At 37.1% G+C, this 16,557-nt stretch carries 19 protein-coding genes; 10 read left to right on the forward strand and 9 right to left on the reverse strand.

Going from position 1 to position 16,557, the window contains the following annotated elements; genetic code table 11:
- Positions 1–20: 20 nt before the first annotated feature.
- Complete coding sequence (locus AR328_RS17990) at positions 21–608, forward strand: hypothetical protein (protein ID WP_066299193.1); 588 nt, start codon at positions 21–23, stop codon at positions 606–608.
- Positions 609–726: 118 nt separating this feature from the next.
- Positions 727–852: a hypothetical protein gene (locus AR328_RS23330; RefSeq protein WP_269433528.1), complete on the forward strand. Its 126-nt coding sequence runs from the start codon at positions 727–729 to the stop codon at positions 850–852.
- A gap of 7 nt (positions 853–859) precedes the next feature.
- On the opposite strand, the gene AR328_RS23410 is transcribed toward AR328_RS23330, so the two are convergent.
- Positions 860–1,021 (reverse strand): VOC family protein, encoded by a 162-nt coding sequence (locus tag AR328_RS23410; RefSeq protein WP_331457200.1) that lies wholly within the window; start codon positions 1,019–1,021, stop codon positions 860–862.
- Positions 1,022–1,188: 167 nt separating this feature from the next.
- Between AR328_RS23410 and ytxJ the strand changes: the two genes are divergently transcribed.
- On the forward strand, positions 1,189–1,518 hold the full coding sequence (gene ytxJ, locus AR328_RS17995) for a bacillithiol system redox-active protein YtxJ (RefSeq protein ID WP_066299200.1): 330 nt from the start codon (positions 1,189–1,191) through the stop codon (positions 1,516–1,518).
- On the forward strand, positions 1,515–1,754 hold the full coding sequence (locus AR328_RS18000; protein WP_066299205.1) for a glutaredoxin family protein: 240 nt from the start codon (positions 1,515–1,517) through the stop codon (positions 1,752–1,754). The genes ytxJ and AR328_RS18000 overlap by 4 nt, the downstream gene beginning before the upstream one ends.
- A 103-nt stretch (positions 1,755–1,857) precedes the next feature.
- Here the strand turns inward: AR328_RS18000 and dctP are convergent, their stop codons facing one another.
- The 3 genes from dctP to AR328_RS18015 all read right to left on the reverse strand — a co-directional run bounded on the left by dctP (position 1,858) and on the right by AR328_RS18015 (position 5,522).
- Positions 1,858–3,129 (reverse strand): C4-dicarboxylate transporter DctP, encoded by a 1,272-nt coding sequence (gene dctP / locus AR328_RS18005; protein ID WP_066299207.1) that lies wholly within the window; start codon positions 3,127–3,129, stop codon positions 1,858–1,860.
- A 117-nt stretch (positions 3,130–3,246) separates the two neighbouring features.
- Positions 3,247–3,930 (reverse strand): response regulator, encoded by a 684-nt coding sequence (locus AR328_RS18010; RefSeq protein WP_066299209.1) that lies wholly within the window; start codon positions 3,928–3,930, stop codon positions 3,247–3,249.
- The gene (locus tag AR328_RS18015) at positions 3,927–5,522 is read right to left on the reverse strand and encodes an ATP-binding protein (RefSeq protein WP_066299216.1); all 1,596 of its coding nucleotides are present in this window, start codon (positions 5,520–5,522) and stop codon (positions 3,927–3,929) included. Before AR328_RS18015 ends, AR328_RS18010 begins: the two co-directional genes overlap by 4 nt.
- A gap of 92 nt (positions 5,523–5,614) precedes the next feature.
- Here AR328_RS18015 and AR328_RS18020 point away from each other — a divergent pair, with 92 nt between their 5' ends.
- Positions 5,615–6,727, forward strand: coding sequence for a DctP family TRAP transporter solute-binding subunit (locus tag AR328_RS18020; RefSeq protein WP_066299219.1), 1,113 nt, complete (start codon positions 5,615–5,617; stop codon positions 6,725–6,727).
- 357 nt (positions 6,728–7,084) lie between these two features.
- Here AR328_RS18020 and AR328_RS23565 read toward each other — a convergent pair whose 3' ends face one another.
- Both AR328_RS23565 and AR328_RS18035 read right to left on the reverse strand, forming a co-directional pair.
- On the reverse strand, positions 7,085–7,243 hold the full coding sequence (locus AR328_RS23565) for a YjcZ family sporulation protein (RefSeq protein ID WP_150930929.1): 159 nt from the start codon (positions 7,241–7,243) through the stop codon (positions 7,085–7,087).
- Positions 7,244–7,445: 202 nt separating this feature from the next.
- On the reverse strand, positions 7,446–8,276 hold the full coding sequence (locus AR328_RS18035) for a protein-glutamine gamma-glutamyltransferase (RefSeq protein ID WP_066299225.1): 831 nt from the start codon (positions 8,274–8,276) through the stop codon (positions 7,446–7,448).
- A gap of 213 nt (positions 8,277–8,489) precedes the next feature.
- Here AR328_RS18035 and AR328_RS18040 point away from each other — a divergent pair, with 213 nt between their 5' ends.
- Positions 8,490–8,930 (forward strand): VOC family protein, encoded by a 441-nt coding sequence (locus AR328_RS18040; RefSeq protein ID WP_066299227.1) that lies wholly within the window; start codon positions 8,490–8,492, stop codon positions 8,928–8,930.
- A 318-nt stretch (positions 8,931–9,248) separates the two neighbouring features.
- On the forward strand, positions 9,249–9,425 hold the full coding sequence (locus AR328_RS22905) for a hypothetical protein (RefSeq protein WP_197414488.1): 177 nt from the start codon (positions 9,249–9,251) through the stop codon (positions 9,423–9,425).
- A 183-nt stretch (positions 9,426–9,608) separates the two neighbouring features.
- Here the strand turns inward: AR328_RS22905 and AR328_RS18045 are convergent, their stop codons facing one another.
- Both AR328_RS18045 and AR328_RS18050 read right to left on the reverse strand, forming a co-directional pair.
- Entirely contained in the window at positions 9,609–10,550 is a 942-nt protein-coding gene (locus AR328_RS18045) for an anti sigma factor C-terminal domain-containing protein (RefSeq protein ID WP_066299236.1), read from the reverse strand.
- A complete protein-coding gene (locus AR328_RS18050) occupies positions 10,543–11,049 on the reverse strand; it encodes an RNA polymerase sigma factor (RefSeq protein ID WP_066299243.1) in 507 nt (168 codons plus the stop codon). The genes AR328_RS18045 and AR328_RS18050 overlap by 8 nt, the downstream gene beginning before the upstream one ends.
- Positions 11,050–11,549: 500 nt before the next feature.
- On the opposite strand from AR328_RS18050, the gene AR328_RS18055 reads away from it, so the two are divergent.
- On the forward strand, positions 11,550–13,922 hold the full coding sequence (locus AR328_RS18055; protein WP_066299246.1) for a polyprenyl synthetase family protein: 2,373 nt from the start codon (positions 11,550–11,552) through the stop codon (positions 13,920–13,922).
- Positions 13,923–14,749: 827 nt separating this feature from the next.
- On the opposite strand, the gene AR328_RS18065 is transcribed toward AR328_RS18055, so the two are convergent.
- The gene (locus tag AR328_RS18065) at positions 14,750–15,139 is read right to left on the reverse strand and encodes an iron chaperone (RefSeq protein ID WP_066299256.1); all 390 of its coding nucleotides are present in this window, start codon (positions 15,137–15,139) and stop codon (positions 14,750–14,752) included.
- A 300-nt stretch (positions 15,140–15,439) separates the two neighbouring features.
- Between AR328_RS18065 and AR328_RS18070 the strand changes: the two genes are divergently transcribed.
- Positions 15,440–15,805, forward strand: coding sequence for a replication protein (locus AR328_RS18070; protein ID WP_066299257.1), 366 nt, complete (start codon positions 15,440–15,442; stop codon positions 15,803–15,805).
- Entirely contained in the window at positions 15,805–16,221 is a 417-nt protein-coding gene (locus AR328_RS18075; protein WP_066299260.1) for a hypothetical protein, read from the forward strand. Before AR328_RS18070 ends, AR328_RS18075 begins: the two co-directional genes overlap by 1 nt.
- Positions 16,222–16,557: the final 336 nt, after the last annotated feature.

Below are 16,557 nucleotides of genomic sequence, written 5' to 3' on the forward strand. Positions count from 1 at the left end.
AAGGCATTGGGGGAGATTATATGAGGCTTTTTACGATTATGTTTATAATTCTCATACTATTGTCAGGTTGCTCGAACAAACCTTCCTTAGAACTCATAAGTTCTTCTGTTGAAATTAGAGATGATCGATCAGGCAGAGTCGGGATTAATTCAGGAGAAAAGACAGGAGAATTTATTGAACCCATTTCACTAAGCTATGATTTCATTTTAAAGAATACAGGAAAAAAGACTCTTGGAAAAGGAGAAAAACTAAATAAACAAACTTTTAAATTTGATGATGGCATCAAAGTTTTGATTGAACCCCATGAAAAGTTAGTTAAAGTTTCAAAAGAAGTCATGGATTTTAATCTTTATAGTGATGAAGAAAGACAAGAATCAGAGTTGGGCTTAGGTTTTGGAGAACGAAGCATTGCGGTTCTTGAGCCCAATCAAGAAGGAGAATATTCTTTTGATTTTGTATTAGGGGCATCCGAAGAAAACCCTGAAATGGCGATTGCCCCTTCACCAGAACAGTTAAATAAGTTAAAGAGAAGTGCTATGGATGCAACTTTAATTATATTTATTGAAGATGAAGAAATAGCAAGATTTGATCTTAGTAAATCTAATTAAGGTTAATACACAACACATTTTGTAGAACAATCGGGTGCAAATCTGAACAAGAGCGGTTGCTTTTACTAATATGGTAGTTTAGTTGAACAAGGTTATTAATAAGGGGGACCAATCCTCAATGTCAGAGAGAGAAAGAGAAAGATTAAAAGACAAAGAACAGCGAAAAAACCCTGGTGGCACATTAAACAATATGTGGGCTCAGCGTCAAATAGCCCCTATCTCTATGAAGGTGGGGGCTATTTGAAGCTTACTTATAAACGAGTACATATGCGTAATTGATTGCCATCAGGATCTACGACTGTCATCGTTCGAAGCCCTTCAAGACCCTCATTTGGAGGCTCAGCAATACGAATATCTTTTTTGCTCTTTAATTCGCTGTACCAGTTATCGACATTTGGAACAAAAAAGTGAATTAATCCACCAACATAATCCTTTTAATACCAGTGTTTTACAATAGACATACGTTTTTGTTAATAGGGTTGTTCCCATGTCGGACGAGTCACATCATTAGTAAAGTATCTTCCATTATGATAAATTTATGAACGAATATATTAGATTGAAAAGCAGGATGGTGCGGATGATGTCAATAAAACAACTTAAAAGTATTGAAGAATTAAATGAATTTGTTCAACAACCAGGGAAACATTTGCTATTGAAACATAGTACAACTTGCCCAATCAGTGCCAAAGCGAATGAAGAATTTCAATCATTTGTTAATGAAAATGAAACTGCTTCTGCTTCAATGGTCTTGGTAATAGAAGATCGACCTGTATCAAATCATATTACTGAAGAATTTGAAATTAAACATGAATCTCCACAAATCTTGCTATTTGATGATGGAAAAGTATCTTGGAATACTTCTCATTGGAAAATTACAAGAGATTCGATCAGGGAGGCTCTGAACGCATGAGCAAACAAGTCATCGTTTATTCCACGCCTGGTTGTGTAGAATGCAACTATGTTAAACAAATGCTAGAAGAGGAAAAAATTCCATTTGAAGTAAGAGACGTAATGTCAAGTGTGGAATATCAAAAGGAAGTCGAAAAATTTGGCTTTATGGGTGTACCTGTTACCGTAGTTGGAGATAAAGCAGTTAAAGGCTTTAATCCTGAATTAAAAGAACTTATAGGAACAATTGAAAAGTAAAGTTAGCCAAAGTCATGATGTAAAGTCTCGTCGGGAGTAGGAGCTGGAGCTAGACATTACAAAAAGCCCTTGCATAGATTTCAAGGGCTTTTTCCATAACTATTTAAACCGCTACTTTGTTTTTCGTCTTTAATTCAATAATCGCTTGTTGTTGTTTCGTTTCATCGAATTCCTTCTCGCTTTTAGCAATAGCAATTGTTGCAATGCCGTTTCCAATTAGGTTTGTGATGGCTCGACCTTCACTCATGAAGCGGTCGACTCCTAGTAATAAGGCCAGGCCCTCAACTGGGATGATCTGCATAGCAGTTAGCGTTGAAGCAAGAACGATAAATCCGCCCCCTGTAACAGCTGCCGCCCCTTTAGAAGTTAACATTAAGATTAAAATAATCGTAATTTGCTGTCCGACGCTTAAATCAACTTGGAAAACCTGAGCTAGAAACACAACAGCCATAGAGAGATAAATTGAAGTTCCATCAAGATTAAATGAATATCCTGTTGGAATGACAAGTCCTACGACTGACTTCGAGCAGCCGAACTTCTCCATTTTATCCATCATTCGTGGCAGAACGGATTCAGATGAACTCGTGCCTAGAACGATTAATAGCTCTTCTTTAATGAATTTTAAATACTTAAATAAGCTGAATCCATACATTTTACAAATGATATTTAGGACCCCAAATATAAATAATGCCATTGTTGCATAAACGGACAACATTAACATTGCAAGGGGCTTCATTGAAGCAATGCCATAATTTCCAATCGTAAATGCCATTGCTCCAAAAGCACCGATCGGAGCAGCTCTCATAATATAACCGATAATATTAAAGAAAACATGTGACATTTTATCAAAAAAATCAATGATTGGCTTGCCTTTTTCCCCAAGAGCTGTTAATGCAACCCCGAATAGAATGGAGAAAAATAAAACTTGAAGAATATCCCCTTTGGCAAACGCATCAAACATATTAGATGGAACAATATTTGTAATAAAGTCAATCCAATCAATTTTTCCGCCGTCACCAGTTGTAAATTGAGAGACATCCCCTTTTTGCATCTTATCAAAATTCAGTCCCGCACCTGGCTTGATAATATTAACGACAAATAGACCAATTACGAGTGCTAGCGTTGTGACAATTTCAAAATAGATAAAAGCCTTCCCGCCAACTTTTCCAACCTTTTTCATATCGCCCATTTTTGCAATTCCGAGAACGATAGTTAAAAAAATAATTGGGGCAATAACCATTTTAACCCCTTTAATAAAGGTATCTCCTAATGGCTTCACTGACTTTCCGACTTCCGGCCAAACTAAGCCGACAATCACACCTAAGATGATGGCAATAACTACTTGAACTGTTAAGTTTTTAAAGACTTTCTTCATTTTTTCTCCTCCTTCTCAAACGTATCAATCTTGTTTTTTTCATGATAACGCTTTCAAATGAATGAGGGAAGATTTTGGACATTTTGGACATTTTGGTCTTTTTGGTCTCTAGAGCGTTTATTTAATGAGGGAATATCGATTAACAGGCCTTCCGACACCGCCATATTTTAATTCAATTTTAATTTCACCGAGCTTCACTAAATATTCAAGATAGCGGCGAGCCGTCACGCGGGCAATGCCCACCCCATCGGCTACTTCCTCAGAGGATTTAGCTAGTTCTTGTTCATGTAAATAGGCAATAATTTGCCTATATGTAACTTCATTCAGTCCTTTTGGCAAATTATTTACATTATTTAATTTCTTCGATGTGGAGGAGGAATGCAGAAACTCGTCAAGTTGCTGCTGAGATAACGATAGCTCATTTTTAACTTTTGAGTGATAAATTTTATATTTTTCTAAAGCCTTCTGGATTCTATCGAATTGAAATGGCTTAATAATATAATCAAAGGCTCCATTTTGGAGGGCCATTTTCACTGTTTCATGGTCATTCGCCGCTGTTACCATAATCACATCGACGCTTTCTTGATGGCTGCGAATTTGCTGAAGGGTCTCGAGTCCATCCTGCTTTGGCATAAACACATCGAGAATAACAAGATCAGGTGTATGCTCCCTTATTTTTTGGAGACCTTCCATCCCATTGCTTGCTACTCCGATTACTTTATATCCTTCTATTTTCATGACAAATTGCTTATTCACTTCTTGCACCATCGGATCATCTTCAATGATTAGAACGGTTATCATTCTTCCTCCTCCAATCCATTCATTGGAAAACTAATAAAAAAACTAGCCCCTTCTCCTTGATGAGAAACAACATTTAATTCCCCTTTTCCTTTTTCCACAATCTGTTTTACGAGATGAAGACCTAAACCAAATCCTTTTTTCGTAGAAAACCCATTTTCAAATATTCGGTGCATCTCTGTTTCACTAATCCCGTGCCCATTATCTTCAACAAGAATAGCACATAATTCATCATCCTGCTCAATACTAATATCAATCCTTCTTTCTCGATGATCGGCTGTTTTTAAGGCAGCAATCGCATTTTCAATTAAATTTCCGAGTATGACAACGAAATCATGATGATCTAAATGCTTCGGAAAACGACTTAAATGGCTTTTCCGGTCAATGACAATTTTAATCCCTAATTCTTTTCCGCGGCTTACTTTCCCAAGTAATAAACCAGCAAGATTATCATCAAGAATATTCTCATTTAAAAATCTCGCGAAACTCCCTTGTTCCTCATCTAATTGAAAAATATACTTTAGCGCCTGTTCATTATTTCCTAATTGAATTAATCCCGCAATCGTATGAAGCTTATTAGAATGCTCATGGGCTTGTACCCTTAACGCTTCTACAAATTCCTTTACCCCAGTCAATTCCTCCGCCATTTTCGTCGTCTCTGTACGATCTTGAAAAATAGCGACCGCCCCAACTAACTGCTTATTTACTTTAATCGGGACACGATTGCTCATAATCACGTTTCCTCGGACTTGGACTTCCTGATTAAATACTGGTTTATCTAGTTCAAGGATTTCTGGCAGCCTCGTATCCGGGATCACATCCCAAATGTTTTTCCCAATAACATCCCCATGGACATTCATCATTTTTTTTGCCTTATCATTAAAGATCGTGATCATTTCATGCTTATCAATTGCGATGACTCCCTCATGCATCGCATGAAACGTTGCTGTACGCTCTTCAAGAAGACGAGCGATTTCATAAGGCTCAAGCTGAAACATTTGCTGTTTAATATGTTTGGCAAGGAAGAATGAACCTATTACGCCAAGCAGCAGGGTCAAAAACATAATGAGTAGAATCTCATTTTTTAGTGATAATAATGTTTCAAACATCGTCGGTAATACATTCCCAACAACAACCACCCCTACTTGCTCTAATTGGTCATTTTTTATTGGAGCAAAGGCACGTACAGCCATTCCTACCTCACCCTTAGCTTTTGAAAGATAGGAATGCTCTGCAAAAGCAGGACCGGCATCTTCTCCTTTTGCTACTGTTCCTAACATGTCCTTTACAGGATGTGAGTAACGAATCCTTTCCATATTTAAGACGGTTACATAATCCGCATTATTAATAATGCGGATTTTTTCAATAGTAGGATCCATTTCAATCCATCCATTTGGTTCCGTAACATGGCGAATGACATCTGGAAGCTGAGCGACGGTTTTCGCCGTAATCATCGCTCTTTTTCCATACTCTTCTTCCTCAAGCTCCACAATATTTCCAATTAATATAAGACCTCCGAGCAATAAAGAAAAAAAGACGATGCTGAATGATAATAATGTAATTTTGGAACGAATCGGCAGCCGCTTAAGTGACACGTGCTTACCCCCTTTATTCAAGACATACAATATTGTACTATTAGTCGTTTTATTATTTAATTAGAATAATAGAAAAGATTCGAGGTGTATACATGAAGAAGCTGTTCGGAATATTTATTTTTATTATATCAGGATATAGTGCAGCTTACCTTTTCGGATTTAGCGGTTTTCATTTCACGAAAGAAGTTCCCTTTGATGATGAGCAGACGGGAATGAAAGAGCAAATAATCATTCGTTTTAGTCATGTTGTGTCAGAAAATACACCAAAGGGGCTTGCAGCAGGCCGGTTTGCTGACCTTGTTCAAAAGAAATCAAATAATAGAGTCAAAGTCGTTGTCTTTCCAAATGCCGAGCTCTTTTCTGACGAAGGTGAGCTGAGTGCCCTTCAATCTGGACAAGTACAGATGATTGCTCCGTCAACATCTAAATTAGGAACGCTCTCTCCTGAATGGCTCGTATTAGATTTGCCTTATGCCTTCTCCTCAAATGAAGCTGTAAAAGAAGCGTATGAAGGAGAGATTGGCAAAGTTTTATTTGCCGACTTAAAAAAACAAAATATTGAAGGTTTAGCATTTTGGTATAACGGCTTTAAACAAATGACAACAATGAAAGGGACTATCATTCATCCAACAGATATAAAGGGCCAAGTTTTCCGTATCATGCCTAGCAAAGTGATCGAAAAGCAATACGAAGTTCTCGAAGCCGCCCCCCGCCCAATCCCCTTTGACCAAACGTATCATAATTTGGAAAAAGGTACGATTGATGGAGAGGAAAATACGATCTCGAATATATATTCCAAAAAATATTATCATGTCCAAAAATACATGACGATTACAAACCATGCTTATTTAGGCTATGCTGTCTTGATGAATCGAGAGTTTTGGAATGGTTTGCCGAGCGAGATTCAAGACATCATTCGGGAAGCAATGGTCGAAGCGACAGATTGGAATTGGCAATATTCGATTGACTTGAATGATTCGAATCTTCAACAATTAAAAGAGAATACTAGTATGCAAATTTACGAGTTAACTCCAGAGGATGAAACGGAGTGGAGAAATAAACTCAAAAAAGTGGAACAGCATTTCTCGCCAATCATCGGAGAAAGCATGATGGAGCGCTTGCAAAAAATTAAAAATAAATTTGATAGGAGAAGCGGAAGCGCCTTGCCCAGCGATAGAGCAACGGAAAGTATTTGTTCGACTTAGCACAAGCATCAAGTGTACTTATCTAGAAAAAAATCAAAAAATACTGAGGATAAAATAAGATAAGAAGGTTGTGGTGTCCTTGGTCAAAAAGAGCCTTTTTATATTTTTTATTATGCTTTGTTTCAATCCTTCCATTTCAGTATTTGCCAAGGCAAGTGAAAACACAGTGTCTGCAACTTGGGGGGGATATTGATCAAATTTCCAAACATGCTTAAAAAGCAAGTTGTTCAAGAGCATTGTTAGGAACAGCTTTAACTGTATGCACAAGAAAAATCTCTTCAAAAGGATTTGAAGAGATGATCTAATGTTCATTAATATATTCATTGGCGGAGCAATCTTTTACGAATTAACTAGAAGTTAGCATTCGCAAAAGCCGCAAAGAACTGCACCTACAATGATGAGTAAAATAAACAATACGACAATTAAGGCAAATTCGTTCCGATAAGCAGGATATTCATAACCGTAAGCAGGAACTGAACATCCATAACTATAAGCAGGAGCTGTGTAGGTAGGCATTGGAGCAATGTTTGGAGCAACATTTGGAGCCACATTTGGTGGCATATTTGCGCCAAGAGTCGGCATTGCGTTAAGGTTCGGATACATTATCTAACACTTCCCTTCGAGTAAGGAATTTCTCTATATAATACTCTGGGAGGTGAGTTTTGAGCCCGTCTATAAAAAAATGGGTAAATGTCATGGCGCGTGAAGTGGGAATAAATCACAAGGAGTAAAAAAGATAATGAACATAAGAAATAGAACTTTTGTTATGGTGCACGGTCGGACGCTGTAGTTTATATGCTCTATCACTTCTATTGCTGCTTGCCACTCTTAATAAATATTTAAAAGAAGGCCTTGTCACCAATTTTGTTAAATAAGCTGATTGATAACTGCCCGGTTCTCTATTTTCATTAAGAATTGGGATCATTTCCTCTAATGATCTAATATTAAATCCATGTCCAAACAATCTTCCATCATGTAGAAGAACAGCATTAACACCCCTGAACTGTGGGGTTCTTCGATTAAAATCGGGATTATTCACATAGACGACGTCTCCAGGCAGAAAATGATTCGCGTAGAAGGTGTTGATCCCTAGGTCCGTATCTGTATGCCAGCTGTAAATATATAGATTTTGAAACAGGGAATTAAAGAAATAGCGGCCAATACTATGCAATATGGCATGGTAATAGATGATCGGAATAGCGGTTGCACATTCAAATGCATAGAGTGAACTGTTCTGAAAAATATCCTGAATCGCATCAGCTGGCTGCACATCGGGTCTTAAAAGGAACCCGCCTTCCCTTGTTAATTGCCAGTACATTGGATTGCAGCGGGCATATTCAAAGATTGTAAACTTTGCTTGACCTTTGTTCATTTCATTCGCGCTCTGAATAATGTTTTTTCTCACTTTAAGTTCAAACAACAATTCATCTGCGAAATTATAAGTATAAAAATCGGGAGCATTCTGCATCTGTTGAATAATTGTTTTCTCAATATTTCCTAGCTGCCAATTGTCATTCTGTTGAAACGGGACCCCTGATATTTGGATCATACAATCCCCCATTTCTGTATCGTTTTTTATCTGCGTCATAACTATAGTATTCTTATAATTATTAATCATGTTAGTTTTTAATGAGGGTCGAGGGTAAGCGCCAATTAGGCCGCCCCTGCATTTCTTTTGTGGCCTATATTAATGTCCTTTCGTTAAAAATAGAATTTGAATACAGGATATTGCAAAATAACAGGAAAATAGGAGGTAGGAAATTTGAAGATCCAAAGAATAGATCATGTGGGTGTAATCGTAAATGATCTCTCCGCCACTAAAGAGTTTTTTCTCGATTTTGGACTTGAGGTGAAAGGGGAATGGGAAATGGAAGGAGAGTTGATGGGATATGCAGTTGGGCTTAATGACGCTAAAGTAGCGTGTGTCGGATTGGGAATGCCTGACGGCCAGACATGGATAGAACTAATCAAATTTCATACGCCGTCAGATGAAGAAGGTATTCAGAAATCCTTTGCAAATACACTGGGTATCAGACACATTGCATTTGCTGTTGATGATATTGAGGCTGTTGTTGCCAAATTGAAAAAGAAGGGTACGGAAATCTTTAGTGAAATACAGCAATATGAAGAAAGCTATAAATTATGCTACGTGCGTGGTCCAGAGGGAATTATTTTGGAGTTGGCTGAGAAATTAAATAAGTAATAATAGGTAATGATGTTGATTTTACCATGTTTGAAAAATAAATGGAGGAATTCCGTTTATTTAGGGAACTACCCATATTTCCTTAAAAATAAGGGTAGTTTTTCCGCTTATATGATCCAAGTCTTTGTATTTTGCCTTATTAAGAGTAGTTAATCGGAATATCTCCGTCTATATCTATCTGTTAGCCACAACTATATACATTAGCCGGAAATTCTCCGCCTATGAAATCAGATAAATAAAAACAAAAAGTATTTTGTAAAATACTGGTTAATTCCATGGTATAATAGACTTAGAATAAGTAAGGATCGTGATGAATGTATGTCTAATAAACAGTACATAGATGACATGTATGCTGCATTTCCAGATGGAGAGTATGTTGAACCAAGTGATGGTCCACCTAGAATTCGAATTCACGATATGCATAACTATTGCAAACAAGTCGGAAAAAAGCCACTTGAATTAACAAAAAAAGAAATGGAACAATTTCAATATTAATAAAACAGAGCCTAGGGATTTTATATTTCCTAGTTATGTTTTTTTGTGAAAATGCATTTTGGATTTACCTAATCAAATTGTTATAGGTACCACAATTAAAGCAATAAGAAAGCGGAGCTACCAGCAAAAGGAAAAGCATTACCATTGTTTTGGTAATGTCTCCTTAAGCCATTAATGTATTTACTAATAATTATCAATAACCCCTCCTAGTGAAGAAGCTTTAATGATAGGCTCTTTCATGATTTCTACGATTTCATCCTTCGTTCCATAAACGACTACCCCTAATATTTCTACATCGTCTATCTTAGTATCTTTCATAGCTTGGTACGCTTTCATGTGTTCACTATAAGTACTTGTTTTCAGTAACTTTAGGAATTTATCATATTCATATGCCAAATCTGCCGTTGAAGTATAGGGATTTCTAGTAGAAAAGCCTAATGCTTCATTTTCCCCGATAAACGTTGCAGACCAATCGTATTCTTTGGCCTCTTGTTTAAAAGTGTTTAGTTGGCTATTGCTATAGGTGTTTACCCAAAACCAAGTCATTGGAGGAAGCTGCATGGAAGGCAGCTCACTTTGCTTGTATGGCTTATCAAAGGAAAGAGCAACCTCATATACTTTTTCCCCTTCCATATTCTTAATCAGGTCTTCATCATTTTTATATTTTTTATAGTCAACCCTTGGATGGAAAAAAAGCATTTCCCTCCAACCATTTTCTTTATAGGTGAATTGCCAATCCTCTCCCGTGACTCCGATACTTCCGCCAGAACCTCTTGAAATCAAAACAGATGGAATAAGACCGTATTGATATTGCTTTTGTTCGACGACAAGGGATTTAATTTTCATATCCTTTGATATTTTATAATGGCTCATTCCTCCTAAAAAACCCCGTGAATCCACTGTTTCACTGATAAAGCCATTCGGAGTGCTAAGTCGAACATAGGCATCCCATTGCTTAAATGCCTTTTGGCTAAAATAAGCAGAAATAGCGAAATTGGCTATGTTCAAAACAACAAATACGAGTATCGAAACGAAAACAATCGTTACGATTGTCTTCATTTTTCCCTTTTTGATCGCCTTTTTTATTTTTTTCTCATCAAAAACATCATCTATATTATTATTCATAATGATACCTCCACATCTTTTGAAATTCCTTCCTAGCTCGAAATAAATACGTCCTAACGGTTTCTTCCTTCATTCCCAGTACTAGCGCGATCTCCTTATAACTTAGTTCAAGTTCATATTTTAATAATAAAAGCTGTTTATAGACTTCTTGAATGCGTTCTAAAGTAATGGCGATTTCATGATTCATTTCAATATTTAAGATGCTGGATTCAGTATTTTGGTCATTCGCAAAATTATTCCAGAAGCGATGGTCATCAATCAAAATCAGTTGTTCTTTCCCTTTTTTCTTTAAAGTTTTTTTAAATTCATTCATGGCAATTGCGAAAATATATGAAAGAGCTTTATCCGAAGGAACCCCGCTGCTATAAGCGATATATTTCATATAACTTTCTTGAACAATATCTTCTGCATCTTCATGGCTACAGCCGTTCTTTTTTAAATAAAAATAAATCATTTTTGCTTGTTTATTGTATATTTCCAACAAAAGCTGAGACTCCATAGCTCCTCCTTTCTAATGTCCTTCAATAATAAAGAGTCTTATCCATCAAAAAAGTTTACAGCAAAACTGAAAAAAATTTTAGTATACAATGACAGTGTCTCAATAATGAGGTAAATAATCGAACCTTGTATAATAGATACTTCTTCATACATGAATACTTTTTTTGCTAATATAAATATACTCTTCCTTTGAAGAATAGCACGCTGTAGCTTATTATATGAACGATTACATACACATTCCTTGGTAGATATTTTACATAAAATTAAAGAGATTTTTTATGCCCTCAGACAATCGTGTCGAGGGCTTTTTTTGGGGGGTAAATAAAAATAGATTTTGAATATTTAAGAATGGATGTAAACTAGAAATTAAAGACGAGTTTCGGAAAAAACTCAGTTCTTTTAAAATATCTTATTAGTTTTAAAGAAAAATACCCAGATTAAAATATTGGTTTGGATGATAGTGCATACATATATAAGAAAACACGAAGCTGAGGTAATGGTATGAATGAGGAGTTAAGGAGAAAAGCCGATGAAAGTTATCGGTTGGCTGAGCAAAAGGCTGCTCGATATTTTCAGTCACTTGATGAGCAGGTCAGGCAAATGACTTATGTATCTACCTTGATAAAAGATATCCAATCCTGGAAACACAATCATATTCATCACCATTCATTAATATCTTTTTTTTCGCGAAAGAAGGGGAAACCGGATTCTCGGGAATATCACAATTATATCAAATGGCTGGATTACACTGGGAAGCTAGATCCTTACCTGGATCGAAGCATCTCCTATATTTTCTTGCGGGATCTAGGCAAAACCTTGGATTCTCCTGACACAATGACAAGGGTTCGACGTGTTGTGGACAATTTAAAAAGCCATCTGACAACAGATCGGGGAGAAAAAACGGAGATGTTTAGCATGGCCAGATTATACCGGATGGCCCAGAAGGAAGGCATTGAATCCACGATGATCTGGTTGTTGAATAAACTAAAGACTGTATCCTCCAATATTCCAAAGGGGATGGATGCGGAGCAAGCCCAGCGGAAACTGATAAAAATCATCGCTGGGGTCATGATGCATGAGATTGAAGAGATGGGTGATGAAATTTCACCTGAGGAACGTACTCGAAAACTGGATAAAGCGTTGAGGCTAGGCTATTCCTATGGTCTGACTTATCCGTTCATTGACGATTTGCTGGATTCAGGAGTCTTATCCGATAAAGAGCAAAAGCAGTATTCCGATTTGATACGCACTACACTTATTACAGGTTCTGTACCGAAATTGGGTGAATGGACTGGTAAAAACAAGGGATTGATTCGATATATTCATTCCGAACTTAAAGAGGCCTTCGAGTACATTAAGGCCCATCAGCGACAAGCAACAATCAATTCATTTTTCGAGCAATCCTATGTGTTTTTTCATTCCCAGGAAGTAGATCGTTTAAAGGATCTTTCAAATGCTAATTACACCAATGAAGAGCTTTATATACCCATCATTTTAAAATCCTCATCTTCGCGATTGATAGTCCGTTCCGTCCTTAGTGCTTCAGAGGATGAGGAATTTGACAACCGAACTTTCTTCTATGGCATTTACAACCAGCTGGCTGATGATTTTGCAGATATGTTTGATGATATGAAGGACGGGGCCGTAACACCCTATACCTATTATTTGAAATATCATGATAAACGTTCGGATCTTATCAATCCCTTTGAACTATACTGGACGGTCATCTCCCATTTGATCCATAACGTGTATCACTCAGATACGAAGACTCGTGAAGTGATGCTGGATCGCGCAATCAATAGCCTGAAACGATTTAAAGTACGAATAGGTACAAAAAAGTACAACGAAGTGATGGAGTTATTTGCTTCTGGAAATCCAAAGTTCAATCGGACCATTCAAAAAATGGTTCGTAAAGCGGATGATGTGGATTTCTTCGATAAACTAATTAGAGATCAGATGATTACGCATTTGAAAAATGAAAAGAAAGAGCGGGAGGAGTTTTTAGATACAATCGATACTGTTCGCAGCGAGATCAACAACCTCTTACATATCCCTAAAAACGATGAAGATTCTTATATGCAAGATCCAATCATTGACGCTGCAAATTACAGTTTGGAAGGCGACGGAAAGCGATTGAGGCCAATCGTGACTTGGGTCATGGGCGTTAACGAATATGGCTTAAATAGTTCAGCCATCGTTCCTCTTTTAAGGTCATTGGAATATATGCATACCGCATCCCTAATCTTCGATGATCTGCCATCCCAGGATAATGCGTCCATCCGAAGGGGGAGACCAACGCTGCATCAGGTGCATAACATGGCTATAGCAGAATTAACCGGTCTATTTCTGACTCAGAAGGCTATCCGGGAGCAGGCGTCTCTTGACCAATTCGATTCAAAAACGGTGCTTGCCCTGATTCAATATTCGGCCCAAACGATAGAGGATATGTGCAAGGGACAGGCGATGGACTTAGATTCAAAAGGGAAACGATTAACACTAGAACAATTAAATAGAATGAGCTTTTATAAAACCGGGATGGCATTCGAAGCGTCCCTCATCATGCCTGCCATGCTCGCCCAAGCAAATCAGCTGGAAATAGAAGCCTTGAAAAAATTCGCCTATCATGCCGGTATTGCATTTCAAATTAAGGATGACCTCCTTGATGTGGAGGGGGACCTGGTCAAACTCGGAAAACCCATTGGCCAAGACGCAGAAAACAACAATTCAACTTTTGTGTCCATCCTAGGCGTTGTCGGGGCTAGAAAAGAAATGTGGGAACATTATTGTCTTGCCATGGAAGTGTTGAAAGAGGTACCGCACAATACCACTTTTCTGAAGCATTTATTGAATTATATTGTGAATAGGGACCGCTGAGAAGAAGGGGGGATTAGGTGGTTGGAAATATAAGGGGAAAAATTTCCTAATAAGGTAACAGGTTATCTTTTGAAGCACAAAAGGTGGGGAAATAGGTTAACTTTTGAAAAAGCATGGTTCGCCATGCTTTTACTTACGGTATTGAAAGGTGAGAAGTTTTATAGACGGAGAATTTCCGACTAATGTATATAGTTGTGGCGAAAACCCAGATATAAGCGGAGGTTTTCCGGCTAACCTCTCAAAATAAGCCAAAATCCAACGATTTGGATCATATAACCGGAAAACCTACCCTTATTATTAGGGAAATATGTGTATTTCCCAACTTAAGCGGAAATTCTCCGTTTATTTTTCAATAGGGGCAGTTAATGATAGAAAGAGGATATCTATTCGCTCCTTGACAGGATTATTGAATTACTTGAAAAGGATAAGAGCGAATAATATTAAGACTTTAAAAAATATCCCCAATGGATCTTATTAAGCCCCTTATCAACCAGAAAATTAATCTTAAAGGGAATACGATCAATTCCGGAAGCCACATCAGCGCGTCAACAAAGAAATCCCATACGTTATAATGTTCGCTGCTCTTTCTGCTTTTTCTGGTTTTGCTTTTCTTCCTCTGATACCATTCCTTCATTTATATCATCCCACCTTTTAAAAATGTCTAATTTCCTACAAAAACGATTCATGTATTTTGCAATTAATAAATTCTATTAATGGAGTATGTTTTTTATAATTAGAGTTATTGAAGAAATGCACCCGATTTGTGGAATATCATAAATACATGTCTAGTAGGAAAGCGACTCTCCTACTAAATAATAGCAATGAAATTATTTCTTCTTTTTTATTTTTCCTTCAGCTTTAGTTTTGTTTTCATCAACTCTATATTTTACGATTTTACTAATTAATCCATAAGGGATTGGTTTTTCTAAAGGGAATTGCACTGCGCCTTTTGATGTCTTATATTCCGATAATTCCTGTTTAAAAGTATTTATTCCGCTTGGAGTTGGATAAAACCCTATATGGTTTTTGTATGCTGCAAAATGTACCAAATTTCCATTTGAAGCAAAAGTAGGCATCGCATAACTTATTTTTTCCTCAGCATTTGGCGCTGATTCCTTTATAACCTTTCTTATTGTTTTTAGTATTTCTTGAATCTCTTGAGGATATTGTAAAATATATTCATCAATTGATTTGGGAATAATGGTTTGTTGTTTCATAGTATTTCTCCTCGTATATTAGTATTTCAAAACATTTTATCATAAGGCTCTGCTAAAGTTTAATGTTGAAAAATAACGAGAACAAATAGAACATCCAATTATCCGGAAGTTCTTTTTTTCGTAGTATGGTCTTATTCAAAAATATTAATTAACATACTGACCAACATACATTTAAAACGAGAAACAAATCAGGCCCCCGGTTCTGATTTGTTTTTTTATAGAACCTGTCCTTTTTACGACTTCATCCATATATAAAAAGTGAATGGATTTAAAAAGAGTCACAAGAAAGGAATGGAATTAATGGCAAAGTATCGCGTGGTTTACACTCAATTTTGGGATGATCCGAAGGTTGTGGAGGAAATGACGCCAGAGGATAAGTATGTGTTTCTTTATTTGTTGACGAATAAAAATACGAAGCAGATCGGGATCTACACGATAACAAAAAGACAAATGGCTTTTGATACAGGGTATTCGCAAGAGGCCATTCAAAGTATATTGGAGCGTTTGATCAATAAGCACCGACTTGTGAAATATAACGATGAAACTAGGGAAATCGCGGTTAAAAATGGGGGGAAATTCAATTCTATTCGCGGCGGAAAGCCGGTGGAGGATTGCGTGAGAAGCTGTTTTTGTAAATTACAACCAATTTATATGGAGAATGGATGATGCCAACGATTGAAGCTCTTTATTACGATGCCATTCGCTATGAGGAGCATGTCCTTGCTCATTACATTCTTTGCTTAATTCATGAGGGGAAAATTTCATTGGAAGATGAGGATTCGGTTTTATTTGAAGTACATCCTGATCCTGAGAAATTGACAAACATGATTGAAAACAATCATCTTGGTTTTTGCGAGTTTAATATGTATGCACTGAAGGTGAAGGAAGGGAAATGGGTCTTTATTTATGCTAGTAGCCCGGAAGAAGCGGAGACACATTTATGGAGTACATTGGGGAGTAAGGCATTGAGTTGTCGTGAAATAGCTCCGGATGAAGAGGTAGTGATTGATAATCGAATTCTAAATTTCCGTGAATGGAAGAAGGAACAGAAGGAATTACCTTGTTTGGTTGGGTATTATTGATCGAAAGTGAGGGGAACGATCGTTATGAACCTTTCATGGAACTCGTTTTTTAGGGAATAGGTCTCGAACGCTTACTAAGAAAGGATCATAGTGCGTGTTTAAGTTGGAATGGGTTCCAAACGCTCACTAAGAAAGGGTCATAGTGCGTGTTTAAGGAGGAATGGGTCCCAAACGCTTATTATGAAAGGGTCATAGTGCGTGTTTAAGGAGGAATGGGTCCCAAACGCTTATTATGAAAGGGTCATAGTGCGTGTTTTTGGAGGAAAGAGTAACAAACGCATACTATGAAAGGGCCATGGTGCGTGTTTAGGAAGGAATGGATCCCAAACGCTTACT

The organism is Bacillus sp. FJAT-29937 (assembly GCF_001509555.1).
Lineage (GTDB): Bacteria > Bacillota > Bacilli > Bacillales > Cytobacillaceae > Cytobacillus.